This is a genomic window from Companilactobacillus paralimentarius (assembly GCF_963227125.1).
GTDB classification, from domain to species: Bacteria; Bacillota; Bacilli; order Lactobacillales; family Lactobacillaceae; genus Companilactobacillus; species Companilactobacillus paralimentarius.
Genome location: NZ_OY724131.1, coordinates 554,904 through 570,504, shown reverse-complemented (window position 1 = coordinate 570,504; position 15,601 = coordinate 554,904). Strand labels below are relative to the sequence as shown.

General features: G+C 35.0%; 13 protein-coding genes, 1 tRNA gene and 1 pseudogene. 3 read left to right on the top strand and 12 right to left on the bottom strand.

All coding sequences use genetic code 11. The features are described from left to right. The first annotated feature begins 93 nt into the window (after nucleotides 1-93). Complete coding sequence (locus ACI6PB_RS02670; RefSeq protein WP_404281023.1) at nucleotides 94-1,494, top strand: hypothetical protein; 1,401 nt, start codon at nucleotides 94-96, stop codon at nucleotides 1,492-1,494. A gap of 118 nt (nucleotides 1,495-1,612) precedes the next feature. On the opposite strand, the gene ACI6PB_RS02665 is transcribed toward ACI6PB_RS02670, so the two are convergent. Beyond that, nucleotides 1,613-4,540: an SLAP domain-containing protein gene (locus tag ACI6PB_RS02665; protein WP_404351099.1), complete on the bottom strand. Its 2,928-nt coding sequence runs from the start codon at nucleotides 4,538-4,540 to the stop codon at nucleotides 1,613-1,615. Nucleotides 4,541-5,174: 634 nt separating this feature from the next. After that, the gene (locus tag ACI6PB_RS02660) at nucleotides 5,175-5,396 is read right to left on the bottom strand and encodes a hypothetical protein (RefSeq protein WP_056955868.1); all 222 of its coding nucleotides are present in this window, start codon (nucleotides 5,394-5,396) and stop codon (nucleotides 5,175-5,177) included. A 128-nt stretch (nucleotides 5,397-5,524) separates the two neighbouring features. On the opposite strand from ACI6PB_RS02660, the gene ACI6PB_RS02655 reads away from it, so the two are divergent. Next, on the top strand, nucleotides 5,525-6,523 hold the full coding sequence (locus tag ACI6PB_RS02655; RefSeq protein WP_056955655.1) for an IS30 family transposase: 999 nt from the start codon (nucleotides 5,525-5,527) through the stop codon (nucleotides 6,521-6,523). Nucleotides 6,524-6,530: 7 nt separating this feature from the next. Here the strand turns inward: ACI6PB_RS02655 and ACI6PB_RS02650 are convergent. The 3 genes and pseudogenes from ACI6PB_RS02650 to ACI6PB_RS02640 form a co-directional block, all read right to left on the bottom strand. Continuing rightward, nucleotides 6,531-6,704: pseudogene (locus ACI6PB_RS02650) on the bottom strand (SLAP domain-containing protein); the annotation flags it as partial. Between the two features lie 439 nt (nucleotides 6,705-7,143). Continuing rightward, the gene (locus ACI6PB_RS02645) at nucleotides 7,144-7,647 is read right to left on the bottom strand and encodes an SLAP domain-containing protein (RefSeq protein WP_056955988.1); all 504 of its coding nucleotides are present in this window, start codon (nucleotides 7,645-7,647) and stop codon (nucleotides 7,144-7,146) included. Nucleotides 7,648-7,771: 124 nt separating this feature from the next. Continuing rightward, nucleotides 7,772-8,623 (bottom strand): helix-turn-helix domain-containing protein, encoded by an 852-nt coding sequence (locus tag ACI6PB_RS02640; protein WP_081784578.1) that lies wholly within the window; start codon nucleotides 8,621-8,623, stop codon nucleotides 7,772-7,774. A gap of 284 nt (nucleotides 8,624-8,907) precedes the next feature. On the opposite strand from ACI6PB_RS02640, the gene ACI6PB_RS02635 reads away from it, so the two are divergent. After that, nucleotides 8,908-9,900 (top strand): tRNA-dihydrouridine synthase family protein, encoded by a 993-nt coding sequence (locus ACI6PB_RS02635; protein WP_056955987.1) that lies wholly within the window; start codon nucleotides 8,908-8,910, stop codon nucleotides 9,898-9,900. 105 nt (nucleotides 9,901-10,005) lie between these two features. Here the strand turns inward: ACI6PB_RS02635 and ACI6PB_RS02630 are convergent. The 7 genes from ACI6PB_RS02630 to nadE all read right to left on the bottom strand — a co-directional run bounded on the left by ACI6PB_RS02630 (nucleotide 10,006) and on the right by nadE (nucleotide 15,598). Continuing rightward, nucleotides 10,006-10,091, bottom strand: a tRNA-Leu gene (locus ACI6PB_RS02630). 48 nt (nucleotides 10,092-10,139) lie between these two features. Continuing rightward, nucleotides 10,140-10,592: a SprT family protein gene (locus ACI6PB_RS02625; protein WP_025085919.1), complete on the bottom strand. Its 453-nt coding sequence runs from the start codon at nucleotides 10,590-10,592 to the stop codon at nucleotides 10,140-10,142. A 1-nt stretch (nucleotide 10,593) separates the two neighbouring features. Then, entirely contained in the window at nucleotides 10,594-11,028 is a 435-nt protein-coding gene (locus ACI6PB_RS02620) for a hypothetical protein (protein ID WP_309510426.1), read from the bottom strand. A gap of 5 nt (nucleotides 11,029-11,033) precedes the next feature. Continuing rightward, complete coding sequence (locus ACI6PB_RS02615) at nucleotides 11,034-12,014, bottom strand: glycosyltransferase family 2 protein (RefSeq protein ID WP_025085921.1); 981 nt, start codon at nucleotides 12,012-12,014, stop codon at nucleotides 11,034-11,036. Next, nucleotides 12,015-13,463, bottom strand: a complete 1,449-nt coding sequence (locus tag ACI6PB_RS02610) for a hypothetical protein (RefSeq protein ID WP_056955986.1) — start codon at nucleotides 13,461-13,463, stop codon at nucleotides 12,015-12,017. Then, the gene (locus ACI6PB_RS02605; RefSeq protein ID WP_309510429.1) at nucleotides 13,447-14,655 is read right to left on the bottom strand and encodes an aminotransferase class I/II-fold pyridoxal phosphate-dependent enzyme; all 1,209 of its coding nucleotides are present in this window, start codon (nucleotides 14,653-14,655) and stop codon (nucleotides 13,447-13,449) included. The genes ACI6PB_RS02610 and ACI6PB_RS02605 overlap by 17 nt, the downstream gene beginning before the upstream one ends. A gap of 127 nt (nucleotides 14,656-14,782) precedes the next feature. Continuing rightward, nucleotides 14,783-15,598, bottom strand: a complete 816-nt coding sequence (gene nadE / locus ACI6PB_RS02600; RefSeq protein WP_025085923.1) for an ammonia-dependent NAD(+) synthetase — start codon at nucleotides 15,596-15,598, stop codon at nucleotides 14,783-14,785. Nucleotides 15,599-15,601: the final 3 nt, after the last annotated feature.

Below are 15,601 nucleotides of genomic sequence, written 5' to 3'. Positions count from 1 at the left end.
CAATATAAAGTTATTTACCGCAAGTAGTGATTCATATCTTCGCGAACCATGATAGAATATATCTTTAGTAAAAGAAACTTTAAAGGATGTATTATGACAAGAACAGCTAAACTTAGTTTTTACTTCATATTATTTATCATCTTCGGTCTAATTGGGCTCTGGATGCCGCTCCTTGGTGACGATTTACACTGGGGAACCTATTTTGGAAGCAACTACTTCCCACATGGAATCTTTACTTACTATGATGGTCGTTATCTAGGAGATCTTTTAGTTATCAGTATGACTAAAATCAAGCCTGTTGCTTTTATGGCTTACGGTATCTTCCCTACAACCATCGTTTACTTGATTCAAAAAATTCGTGAACAAATCATGGCAGAAAAGAATATTGGCTTGGTTTCATCAGCTTTGGCAGCCGCACTTATTCTTTTAAGTCCAGTTATGATTTTCAAACAAATTTTGGGTTGGCATGCTGGATTTGCCAATTATTTACCCTCAGCAATCTTTCCATTATTTTTACTTTATTTAGTTCTTAAAAACTATGACAACAAAAATGTTCACTACTATCGAACAAGCATGATTCTTATTTTCCTAGCTTCAGTAGCTACTCAATTTTTTGCTGAACATATTACCTTATTAAATTGTTTCAACGTTATTTTAGTGTGGATTTTCTTTAGAAAACATTTTGGTGAACATTTCAAGAAAGTGTTGAACCTTATCTTAGCCGGTAATATTCTTGGTGCTATCTTAATGTTCATCAATGGAGCTTATATCAAAATTCTTTTAGGTTCAGATGCTTATCGTTCTGTAAGCAATGGTTCTAAAGATACCCTCTTCAATTACTTGAAGATTACTTATACACCAAAACATTTAATTGTCGTTGGTACGTTAGTATTGATATTTACAATCTTTATGATTTTTTACAGTCTTAAGATTAACAACACTAAACAAAAAATTGCTAACTTTGCTTTACTACTATCAACTTACGTAGCAATTGCTCCATTCATTATCGTATCTCCATTTGGTTCTAGATGTATGTTTGCTAGTTACGTCTTCTTAGTTACAATTTTTACTGTCAACTTAGATATTTTCTTTAACAATTACGAAAAAATTCTTCTACCAATCTTCGCTTTATTGACACTTTGTCTAGGTGTCCGCATGGATTACCTATCACACGATTATGGCAAAACTTTTGATATGCAGATTCAATATTCACAATATCAAAATACAATTACCCGTGATAATCAATACTTCCTACAATATCGAAACGATAAGTATATTTGGTTAACGGCTCCAATTCAAAATGACAATAACTTTTCTGAATTATACGTTAAGAACAAGGATCGTAATATGATTCCTATCAATTATTACGATTGGACTGACGCCATGCACAAACTAAAGAGTAAGAAATTTAAGACTCACGACGATTATATGCGTGCTTTCGATAAACAAATTCTAAAAAAAGTTAAATTGATTCAAGCAAAAGATAACAAGTAAAAAACAATTCATACAGTTAAAAATTTTTCTTAAATATAATGTCGTCAAAAAAGTCGATTGGGCTCACCACTGAGTCTAATCGGCTTTTTATTTTAAATTTAGTAGACAATTATATTTATTATTCTTTAACAAACTCATCTGTTGCAACGCGGATATACTTGTGACCACCAATTGTCACAATCTTATCGCATCTCCATGAGCTATTCATTGGAAGGAATACATCTAAAAGTTGACCTTTACTATCATATAGTTGTGTATTAACTGCTACAGAAACCACATCTTTTTCTACAGTATATAGTTGTAAATCTTTGAAACTAACAAATTCGTTGTTTCCAACACGATACATCATTTTGCCACCGATGTTCTCATAGCCATCTGTTGATAAAATTCCACCAGCAGATACAGTCTTAGCTAGCTCTGCACCTCTCTCATCATAAAGATGTGTTTCATTAGCTATATGAACCGTTGCTTTAGCTATAGAGATAAATACACCCATGCTACTAGATGTATCATTTGCATAATCCATAACATATTCATTAACACCGACACGATAGAATCTAGAACCATTAATATAAACAATCCTATCTACTTTCCAAGATGATTTGGCATCGAGCATTTCCATAGTCATTTGACCGTTGCTATTGTAAATGTAAGTTGAGTAAATATTATGGTAGGTAAAACTAGTTGGTTGATAGGTATTTACAGATTGAACATCAACCCATTCATTAGTACCAACATGATACATTGGTATCCCTTCAATAACGGTTATGCCATCTGTTTTCCAATCACTGCCACTTGGTAAAATCTTACCAATTTTTTCACCTTTAGAGTCGTAAATTACCGCAGCATCTCTAACTGTTAAACTCATTCCACTAACTGGTATAAAAGATAAACTCTTATCAACCGCCAAGAAATTATTAGTTCCAATCTCATAATACTTGCTACCTTTAATTTCAACGACTTTATCGTACTTCCAAGAAGTATTAGGTCCTAACGTCAAATCGCTTGTCTCACCCGCAGAATCGACTAATGGAGTGTAGGATCCGTCAAACGTCTTAGCTATGCCGTTATCGGTCGTATAAGTATTGAAACCATCGGCCAAAACCCATTTACCTGATTCAATTTTATAATACAAAGTACCATTTATCTCAGCTGACTCTTTTATAGTAGTATCCGTCAAAATAACTTTTTTCCCAGTTGGCTTGCCAGTTAAATCATACGTATAGACTGGTTTATCTGAGACAGCCAAAACTTTCAAGTTAATATTGCTTCTAGTAATGGGAACAGAATTTGTGGCAACAGCTGTTGCAATTGTAGGCTCACTTGTTGGGGATGCAACTACTGGATTGGCCTTAAACTTTAGATCAATGATTTGTGGATCTTGTGAATAAGTCCCCTTCAAAATATAAGGGTCACTCATAAAAATATAACCTGCTAGCTTTGCATCTGCAGTAAGATCATAAGAATCACCAATTGTCGCTCCATTGACCACTTTAACTAAATCAGATCCGTTAACCATTATTGGTGAACCATCCTCATTTTCATAGTTGAGTGTCACATTAGGATGTTCTTCCCAAATGATTGGACGAGCCATCGTACCGGCGTAAATGAAACTAACATTACCATAAGTCGTATGAATGTAAGAATCCGATTTCGAATAGTCATTTAAATAACCGTAGACCAAATTCTTTTCAGAAGTATCAGCATTAAATAACTTATATTCATCCCCACTGACATGTTCCAAATCATCATCAGTCAAATTCCCTGCTGACACTGAACTTGAGTAATTGTATCCTGATGACAAATCCGTACCATAGAGACCAGTAATATGTTCAGCCGTGAAACTAATTGGTTGCTTATCCACTGCATAAACAGGACTTGGATCATAAACATTATTGATTATATTCAAATAAGCTGGTTTTGTTTTATCAATTCCATCCAATGGTGAAAAATCAGTAATTGAAGAATTACCCAAATAAACAGCTCCACCCTTATTAGCAATTTCTACAAGAATTGGCGCTATCATTTTCAATTCCTGATTATTAATTCCATCATTGATGGCAATACTTCCCGTACCATGAAGTCCTAATTCCCTTACATCACTGATATTTAATTTCGATAATTGACTTAGTGAAATTTCCTTATAATCCGGATCACTATAGTTACCGAATAAATCAAGTGATTCAAAATTCAAACCATTCATCGGAGTCAAATCAGCATTAGAGTTTTGTGCTGAAGAAACATTGACTGATAAAGCAATCTCAGTTCCCGTTGGCAAATAATTTAAATATTGCATTCCATCAAAATTCGTTACATAGGTACTTGTAACAGTACTTGGCATATCACCATAATAGAAATCACCTACTAAATTTAATATACTGCCGTCAAAGTTTTTAACATCACCTATTGTCAACGAATCAGTTGATTTCAGGCCAAACTCACTTTTAACCATATAATTCAAAAATGGATCAGTGAAATTAACCACTGTGCTATCAGATGCATTGCTTGGTAAAGTGTAGGACTTTTTTATATCTGTAATATTAGGACTAGTCGTTGATTTAGATAGAGCCGTTGGTGAACTCGATGTTGCTGTCGTAGTTCCAGTATTCAAATTAATTGTAGAAGTTGAAGTAACTGTCTTGTTTGCTGTGGGAACAGTTGCCGGTTCAGCAATCTTACTTGTCGAAGTCGGTCCTGACATAGGGGCATTCGTCGCTGGTGTCGAAGTAGATGGCCTGTTCACGGTAGTATTAGACGATGCCGTCGAAATCGTTGTAGCTTTCGGTTTAATCATAGCCACATCAACAGGTTTTACTCCGGAAGTTGTAGGAGTAGCTACAGTAATATGAGTTGAATCCGATGTCGTGGCACTAACTGTTTTAGTCGTAGCCGGTGTAATTTTATCAGTCGTAGTGCTAACAGAACCATTTGTTGAAGTAACATTTCCCGTTGTATCAGCTTTTACTGTTTGGTTGGACAGCGATGTTAAAATCACTGCCGAAAATAATGAAGCTCCTAAATAGACATACTTTTTATTTAATAACATATCTTCATCACTCTTTTCCATATTTCACGACAGATATTAAGTCATAATCTGTCTATATACCAAAGATATGAATTGATACATATTCAGAAAAAAAGTGCTTATATACCAACGGCATCAAGACCTACTGAAACTTTCTCATTAAATAGACCATTCGTCTAAGTTCAAAACATCATAACTATTTTTATATCAAGAAAGTTTTTAACAATAGGAACTACATAATAATTTGCATTATTAATTAATTTCTACCAATGTTTTCAAAAATCTCTCACAGTACTCAAAAAAAGAAAAAGTCCTTACTGGAATATACCAATTAACCATCGTTAAGGGTATTATTGCAGTAAGGACTATACCGATTTGTCTATTTATAATTTATTTAATCAAAATTATGACGTTTTACTTATCTTTCATAATTTTATTCCACTTCAGGAAAAAGCTTTTTACAAAAAGTGAATCCAAACTGAAGCAAATCGATAGTACACTATCTCTTGTAATAAGGAAACACCTCATATATCTAATAAAAGTTAAACGTACATATGGCAGTGTACATGAGATTGATATATAAAATAAAAAAGATGTAAGTGGTCGGCATACCACAAACATCTTGAATTAATAAATTCACACACAGAATATTAAATTAATTAATGGAAGCTTTATATTGTTGTTCAGTAACATCAAACATGGCAACGTATTGATCTGTAGCAACTCTTAAAAAAGGCATTCCTTGAGACGTATAAATTGCAGAGTCGGAGTACCATTTAGTTCCGGAAGCAAGTGATACGTCTGTTCTTTGTTTCAAATTATGATCATAAACACGTACTGTATCCTTATCGTCAGATGATTGAACTTTAATAGTCATCTGGCGTTTTTTGTATGACGAATTTACAATTGAAGTGCAACGAGTAAGAAGAAAATAAAAAAGAACTCATAGCCTGAGTCCTGTAAAATGAAGTCACCACAACAATCATCTAAAGGAGATCCTAGGCTATGAATCCGTACAACCATCTTACCTTAAAAGACCGAGAATGCATACTGTTGGGCATCACTTTAAACGATACCTATCAAGTTATTGCGGAGAAAATTGGGTGTTCTAAAACCACCGTATCGCGCGAAATCAAGCGCAATGGTGGTCGTAAGGTATACTCGGCCGTCAAAGCCCAAGAGAACTATCAGGGACGGCGGCTAAAAAGCCGCCGTCCTAAGCTTCTAACTGATTTGAAGTTACGGGATTTTGTCCTTCACTGTATTGTTAAACGTCAGTGGTCCCCAGAACAAATTTCCGGTCGTTTAGTCCACGAAAACAGTGAATGGCATGTCAGTTATAACACCATTTATCGTGGGATTGAACGCGATAATTTAGGCATCAAATGTAAGAATCACGGGGCTCGTGGCTTTGCCCGTAAGCTCCGTCACCGTGGTAAAACCCGAAAGGTCAAGGGAACCATTAAGGAACGTCGAGGACGATTTAACGACGTCCCTTCCGTTCATGAACGACCTGTTTCATGTGAGAATCGAAGCCGGTTTGGTCATTGGGAAGGTGATACCGTTCGCGGTAAAACCGGGCGTTCGGCCCTGGTAACCTTGGTGGACCGCAAATCTCGGTATTTATTATCCCAGCGGGTTCCCAAAGTAAACGCGAAGAACGTCACACAAGCGATGATTGACCTCTTGCATACTGTGACGCCCAAACAAGTTCGGACGCTTACGCCGGATCGTGGAACTGAATTCGCAGGATACCGCGAAGTTAGTCAAGAGCTAAGTATCCCAGTCTATTTCCCAGATCCTCATGCGCCTCAGCAGCGGGGAACCAATGAGAATACCAACGGACTTATCCGTGAGTATTTCCCCAAAGGAACCGACCTAGACCAACTGACTGACCAAGATATCGACAAGTTTGTCAGGGATTTAAATCACCGACCACGTAAGGTCTTAGGCTGGAAGAGTCCATTTGAAGTTTTCTTCGGGACAAAGTTGCGCTTGATTTGACAATTCGTCATGCAAAACTATCGTTAGTGCTTAAAAATTGATTAGGTGCAACTTGGAAATAATCATTTCCATTGATCTTTTGTAATTTATTTACCTTCCATGTACTGTTCTTTTGAACGGAAGTATCGGTCTTATTACCATTTTGATCATACATATTAGTAGTTTGTGTAACTTCAGCATAGTTCCCCTTAGTTACAGATTCAGCGTTAACATCTGTCGTTGCAGTTGCTGCAGCAAAACTACTTCCTAATAATGCACATACTAAAAAAGGCGATTGTTTTCTTCATGATATTTTCCTCACTATATCTAATAAAATATTTTCCCCGCTATTTTTTGGCATAAAAATAGCATACATAAGATTGATTCTTGTATATAAAATAAATCTATATTAAATTCACACATTTGCCTATATCTATTATCGGCATTTTATAGGCAACTTAATAGTACAAGGATTCGGCAAAATTTTCAACAAATATTTACCTCTAATGACATATAGCTTTATGAATTTTTTTATATAAGCGATATTCCAGACTGGTCTAAAGGCATTATTAAAATATAAGATTTTTTTATAAAAAAAAGGATGTTCCATTAATAAAAATGGGCATCCTTTTTCTCAAAAACTAAATTCTTTGTACAAACTTTTGTTGAACAACATACCACATTCCTATGTATTCATCCGTAGCCACCCGAACAAATGGCATTCCACCAGCTGCGTAAATAACACGGTCAGAATACCAAGATGTTCCAGGTGCTAATGCAACGCTAGTACTCTCAACTAATTTGCTATTATAAACCGGTACATCAGAATCATCTGTTACAGTAACGATTTCCGGTCTATTGTGGTAGACATAGCTATCTTCTTCACTTAAATACTCATCTGTAGCTACTTGATAAAAATCCTTCCCAGAAATTTCAATTATTTTACCAAGGTACCAATCGCTATTTTTTGGCTCATAAATATCAAGTCTTCGGCCTAATGAATTGTAAAGCTCGGCTTTACTTGTATCTACTTCGACATAACTACCACTAGTTACAGATTCAGCCTTGACACTTTGGACAGATAAAATTGAAAAAACAAAGCTCATTAGTGCAACTACAACACTCACTAACAACTTTCTTCTCATAATTTATACTTCCTTAGTCTCCTTAGACCAAGCTTATTATAATATGTTTAAACATATTTCACAAAAAATATGTACAATTTCTGCTAAAAAATATTTGCAAAAAAAATAAGCCGTTAAAATATTTCTAACGGTTTATAGTAGCTAATAAGCTCTCATTATGATTAGCCTTTGCCAAATAGTAAGCAAGATTGAGATAATCTTCATACTCTTCTGAACTGTTGTCACTATTTTTAACAGCTGTAGCTGCATCATAATTCAATTCATCAAGGAAATAAGAAATATGTTTTTCCTGGGCATAATTCAATCCACATCGGCTGAATTGATATGCTTTCTCATAAAGTTTCATGGCATTATAAGAGTTGGCAAGCGTCTTGCAAACAAAAAGTACTTCTAGTTCATTGGCATTTTGAATATCGGTACTTTCATTCAATGCATCACTGATCATTTGAAAATAATATTGTGCTCGATCAACATGATTTTGACTCAAATAACCCAGGCCTTTAAACAAGTATGCTAACAATGTATAAACATCATTATCCGCTGACTTAGTCAATTGTAAAACTTTGTCCAAAGTGAAAAGTGAATTGTCGATATTATTCTTTTGATAATCAACAACACCCGTAATTAACTCGTATTGTTTCATATCATTATTATTCAACTTTCCTTGCAAAGCCGACAACTTGTTATCGATATCTGTTAACTCACCCATCAAAGCATCTTTTTCAATTTTATCTAAAATGCTCTCACCTTTATCCGAGTTCTTATCAGCAAAATCACTGAACACATCATTCAATGACAAATTTAACTTGAGACATATCTTAATTAAAATATTCACTGTTGGTGCTATATTGTGTTTCTCAATTTTACTAATAGTGTTTTGAGTGCAAATATCGTTGGCAAGCTCAATTTGCGTCAAATTCATTTCTCGTCTTTTATTATAAATAATAGATCCAAGAAACAAGAACAACACTCCCATCTATCTAATATTGATATTTATCAATATTACTATAACACCTCATCGATAAATATATTCATTTGTTAAAAATAAATATATTAAGTTCTAAATAATTTTTATTATAAATTTCGATTAAAACTCATAAAATACAAGCTTTCCAATGTTCATTTTGTAAAATTTTGTCGAATTAATTTTTTATTTACAATAATTGGCCTACAGGCTAAGATTATCCAAGTTGAGATATTAGCGTCTCAAATTAGAAACTAGTATCATAAGTATATTGTGATTTTAATAAGGAGGAACCAATCGTGACGAAAACATTTTGGTCACAAATAGCTAATCGAGCCAAAGAAGAAAAACGTCCTTTCTTCTCAATGGCACCGATGGAAGCAGTTAGTAATACTGTCTTCAGACAAGTAATTGCCCATGCCTACGCTCCAGATGTCTTTTTTAGTGAATTTATTTATGCCAAAGGAATTACTGATCCTACCACTAAATTTCCAGTTGATGGTCGTTTGTATATCGATCCTCGTGAAAAAAATTATCCCGTAGTCCAACTTTGGGGCGATATTCCTGAAGATTTTGAAAGTGGTGCTCTGGCTCTAAGAGATAAAGGGTTCAAAGCAATTGACATTAATACCGGCTGTCCAGATAAAACTGTCATCAAGAATCATGGTGGCACCTTCTTAATTCGTAATCCCGAAAAAATCGATGGTATCGTCGCTGCAGCCAAAAATTCCGATTTAGCTGTTAGTATCAAAACTCGTTTGGGTTACAGTAAATTAGCAGAATACAAGGAATGGATTCCCCACCTACTTGAGCAACATGTTGAACTTCTAACCGTTCATTTAAGAACGAAAATGGAAATGAGCAAGGTTCCCGCTCATTTTGAAGTTATTGACGATTTGATAAAAATGCGTGATGAAATTTCCCCTAACACGTTACTGCAAATCAATGGTGATATTCCTGATTTTCAAGCGGGTGTCGATTTGGCCAAAAAACATCCTGGCCTCGATGGTATTATGATTGGTCGTGGAGTTTTTGCTAATCCGTTTGCCTTTGAAAAAGAACCACAAGATCATTCTTTAGACGAATTACTAGATCTTCTTCGTTTACAGTTAAATCTTTTTGATGATTTTTCTCAACATTACGATGTACCACGTTTTCCATCATTGAAACGTTTCTTTAAGATTTATGCTCGTCCAGAATTAGGAGCTACTGATTTACGCAATAAAATGATGAACGCCAAATCAACTGATGAAGTTCGTCAAATTTTAGACAATTTTCAAACCAAATAAAAAATATCTGACCATTTTAATTATCTGGTCAGATATTTTTTTGCACACTTTTTGCACCGAAGAAACAAAAAAAGCAGCCAGACAATCGTCCAACTACTTTAGTAGTGCGGGTAAGAAGATTCGAACTTCCACGGAGATAATTCTCCACAAGATCCTTAGTCTTGCGCGTCTGCCAATTCCGCCATACCCGCATGCAACAGAGAATATTATACATATAATCAAAAAAATTATCAAGATTATTATTTAATATCTCTTAAATACTCAAGTCTCCCATGGCATTTACCACAAACAAACCTCTTAGTATCGATTCTTCTAACACGGACGTATTGTGTCTGACATTTAACGCACTGATAAAGATGATAAGTCTTCTTTGTTTGGCTTTGAATAGGTGAATATCTCAAGCCACCGACTTGTTTTAAAAGAATTTTGAAACTATGATCACGATGCTGGGCTGGCAATCCATCATTATAAAGATGATAGTGACACAGCTCATGCTTAATAACACCAACCAAAGTGTCGTAACCAAATTGCTGATAGATCTTAGGATTAATATCGATGTTTCGATCTTTCAGGTGAAAACGTCCACCCGTTGTTTTGAGACGGACGTTAAAATATGCTTGATGAATAAAAGGTTTCCCAAAATATTCCTGGGAAACCTTTTTTACTAACTCATTTAAATCTGAATTATTCATGTTAAGCCAAGTTAGTTAACTTTTGAATTAGTTTTGAGAATTTATCCATAGCTTCATCTTGACCTTTTTCTGATTCATCAAACTTATGACGATCAATGTTCTTATCATCACCGATACTTTCAGTCATCTCAGCACAAGCTTCAACATACTTTCTAAAAGCTGAAACCAAGGTAATATGTGTTCCCATTAATCTTGCAGGAGCTTTACCTTTTTCCAATTTGGCTAAAGTTTCTTGATATTTCTTTGTACCATCAGCAAAATTCTTTTGAATTCTAGTGTATTCAACACTATCTAATTGATCAACTTTACTACGATCCAATGCCCCACGAATTTTTTCAAACTCTGGATTCAACTTATCTTGTTCTTCTTGAATCGTATTAACAGTATTGTTAATCAAATTACCATATTGCATGGCTCTTTTTTGTGCAGCATTCATAAGCGTTACCTCTTATTTTCTTCTTGTGTTTTTTCAGTATAAATATCTCTTTCAATGGTAAATCTTGGTCTTTGCTTAACTTCACTAAAGATTTTACCAACATATTCACCGATCACACTAATACTAATTAATTGTACACCACCAAGTGCCCAAATAGATATCATTAGCGATGACCAACCATTGACCACATTACCGTTGATTTTTTGAATTAAACTGTAAATCAACAGTACAATACTGATCAAAACAATGAAGAATCCTAATCCCATAATCATCTTAATAGGAACAATTGAAAATGAAGTAATTCCATCCATAGCAAACTTAATCATTTTCTTTAACGGATACTTAGACTCACCAGCAAATCGTTCTTTACGAGCATAATAAACTTTAGCCGATTTGAATCCAACTAGTGGAACTATTCCACGTAAAAACAAATTTCGTTCTCGATAACTTAACAGAACCTGACAGGCACGTTGACTCATCAAACGATAATCAGCAGAATCTGGAACCAAATTGACACCTAAGAAGCCCATGAAGCGATAAAACATTTCAGCTGTACTTCTCTTAAAGGCCGTATCTGTATCACGATTATTTCTTACCCCATAGACGACTTCAGCACCATTCAAATACTCATCAACCATCTTAGGAATAGCATTAACATCATCTTGTAAATCAGCATCGATCGTTATAACGGCATCAGAATCCTTTGAAGCAGTCGTTACGCCTGCTAATAACGCACCCTGATGTCCAAAATTACGACTCAACTTAACGCCTGAGACAGATGGATACTCCTTAGAAAATTCAGAAATCAACGACCAAGTTTTATCTTTACTACCATCATCAACGAAAACAATTTTACTATCTTTAGAAATTTTATCGCCAGTCACTAAGCCTTGAAGAATAGCAGTCAATTCCTTAGTGGTCTCATGCAAAACTTCTTCTTCGTTATAACATGGGACAACGATACTCAATTTAAATACATCAGACATCTAATTCTTCTCCTGTCTCGATTTGATCCAATCAAAGCAGTTATACAAACCAACTCCAGCCAAGATAGCAATCACTGGCAAGAATTCAAGTCGATATCTACCCTGAACTTCAATTAATAATTGTACAACGGCGTAGGCCATCAATGGTAATAAAATCAAAAAAACTTTATTATCAATCTTTTGCTTAAACAGACTCAGCGAGCCGATCCAAGAAAAGATAATCAGCATGATACTTCCCATATATCCTAGTAGCTTCACTAAATTATCCATCTTTAACGAATGGATTTTGCCAAATTCTGTGAAATCAATTGCCATAGAGCGTCCTGCCCAAAGTGTACGATTCTTGGCCCAAAACAAGCGTAACCAACCGTGGGAAGCATTAAGATTACTAATATTCTCATGAATGATTTTATGCTCTTTAGCACTCATTTTGGCCCGACTCTCTTGTAAGTCAAAACGATCTACCATTTTTTGATCATATGATCCACCTGAATAGGCGTCTAATCCAACTACAAACTTCCACTCTGAATCACGATTAGTTAATCCGTAAGAATTCAAACCAGAGCTCTTAATTGCCAAGCTAGCTCCAGAAAATATAACTTGATAAATAAGCAATGTCATTACTATTTTTCCAAGTCCTATCCAAGAGAACTTATCGTTAGCAATAAACATATATAGCAAACCATAAACCAAGATACCCGCAATAATTACTGGTCCAATTGGACGAACAATACTACCAATAGCTAAAGTTACTCCCGCTAAAGCATAAGTCCAATATTTGTTTTGCATAATCAAGTAAAATGTCAACATGAACAAAAGCATTCCGATATATTGATTATCAGATTGACTATTTAAGGCAAACCAGTCTAGATCAATCATCAGTAGAAAGACCGTTAAACGTGCCATCTTAACTTTATTAAAAATCTGCATTGAAATTAAATAGGCAAGATACAAAATTAATACTTGGTAAATCACATTCAACAATTGGATAGCAATAACATGCTGACCAAAAATTTTAACAACCGTCATAACGTAGACTAAGAAGCCTGTTTGATAAGCCCACTTGGCAAAATAATCGTTATCATAACTAAAAATTTTACCTCCGGCTAAAGCTCTAGGAGCCGTATTCCAAAACTCTCCGAAATCGCTGATCTGCGTCTTGGGAACTACTTTTAACCAAATTATCGCTACCACAAAGAAAATAGCTAACATGCTAAGTAAAACCAATCTGTTTAAATTCTTATCGTCATCACGAATTCGATACAGCAGATAACCTACTCCAGCAACGAAAATAATTGCACAAAGAAAAACCAGTATTGCTAGTACTGGTTCTGGTTTTAAATAATTTAGTGTAAAAAATCCACCCATCTGTACAAAAACTACAGTAGTAAAGATCCCCACGCAAATAAGCACTAATTTGCTAATAATACTTTTAAACTTGCTTAACATACTTTTCCTCTAAACTATCGTTTTTTTCCCAAGTTAAAAAATCTTCTAACTTGGATAAACACTGGTCAATATCCTCCATGCTTGCAGCATAGCTAAATCTCAAATGATTCTCCCCACCAATTCCAAAGAAACTACCTGGTAAAATAGCCAAATGTTCTTTATCAAGTAAGTCATTTGCAAACTTCACATCATCTTGAACATATTGTTCAGGTATCTTGGCAAATAGATAAAAGGCACCATCTGGTGTAGGACATTCAAAGCCAAGCTTATTCAAGCCAGCTAATAGTCTATCACGTCTTGCTTGATACTCTTCACGCATTGGGAATGGATCTTCATAACCATTCTTATAAGCCTCTAAGGCTGCAAATTGAGTAATTGAGGTGATTGAAGTTGTTGCTAACTCATGAATCTTGTTAATTTGAGAAACAACTTCAGCCGGACCACAAACAACACCAAAACGCCAACCAGTCATGGCATGAGATTTAGATAAACCATTCAATAAAATTGTTTGTTCAGGAAGAATATTTCCAAATGAAATATGTTTAAAATTATAAGTCAATTCACTATAAATTTCGTCACTTATTACAAAAATATTATGTTTTTTAATAACTTCAGCCAAAGCAACCAATTCATCCTCAGTATAACTAACACCTGTAGGATTACTTGGATAGTTGAATAGAAAAATTTTAATACGTGGATTAGTTCTCAGAACTTCACTCAATACCTCAGGCGTTACCTTAAAATCAGTCTCTGATGTATCGATATAAACTGGTGAAGCACCATTAAAATTAGCGTCAGGTCCATAAATAGTGAAGGCTGGCGATGGTATCAAAACTTCATCACCTGGTTGCAAAATTGCATTGAAGGCCGAAAAGACACCTTCAGTTACACCTGTTGTAGCCACGATTTGGGTTTTAGGATCATAATTTAAACCATATTTATCATGCAAATACTTAGAAACAGCGTTCAAAAGTTCATGATTACCTTCAGGGACTGTGTAATGAGTTTCATTATCATTAATAGCCTTGATGGCAGCTTGCTTAATATGCTCTGGGGTATGAAAATTAGGTTCTCCAACAGTCATATTAACCGCACCCGGAATACTTTTGGCGCGCGCATTGAATTTAAAAATCTCCTGTTGCTTAATTGCAACAACAGATGGTTTCATAAGGGAAACTAAATTATTGTTCACTGTTAAACACCTCTTCGTAAAATATACATATAATACATCTTAATTCTAACACATAGAATTGCTTACAAGAAAAGGCATTCAAAGAATTGAATGCCCTCAAATTTAATTCGTCTTATTATTACTATAATTAATCAAAAACTGTATATGGTAAACGGCGCTTATGGGCCGTCTTCTTGTACCAATTCTCAATAATTTCAGCGCTCTTAGGATCAATTTCCTTACCCTCAAGATAATCGTCAATATCTTTATAAGATACTCCTAAAGCCTTCTCATCTGGTAAACTAGGACGATCTTCCTCAAGATCAGCCGTTGGTACCTTTTCATAAAGATTCTTTGGTGCATCAAGTTTCTCTAGTAAAGACTTACCTTGACGTTTGTCCAAACGGAACAATGGTGTGACATCAGCAGCTCCATCACCATACTTAGTATAAAATCCAGTAATATTCTCGGCAGCATGATCTGTTCCAACAACAACTCCCTTATTATCACCGGCAATCGCATACTGAGCAATCATTCTAGTTCTGGCTTTGATATTACCCTTATTAAAGTCCGAAACATTTAAATCATTGGCTTCAACCGCCTTGACCATTGCGTCAACGCTATCCTTAATATTAACTCGCACGACTTTGTCGGCTTTCATCCATTCAATTGCTTGCATGGCATCCGATTCATCGGCTTGTTCTCCATAAGGTAGGCGTACAGCAATAAATTGATAACTGTTATCGCCTGTTTCCTTACGAAGTTCAGTCATAGCTATTTCTGATAATTTACCAGCTAGAGTTGAATCTTGCCCTCCAGAAATACCAAGAACTAACGTCTTCAAAAAACTACGTTCTTTTACATAATTCTTCAAGAAATCAACCGAACGTCTTATTTCTGTTTCAGGATCAATTTCAGGTTTTGTATGTTCAAATTCAATAATTTCTTTTTGCAATGGTCTCATTTT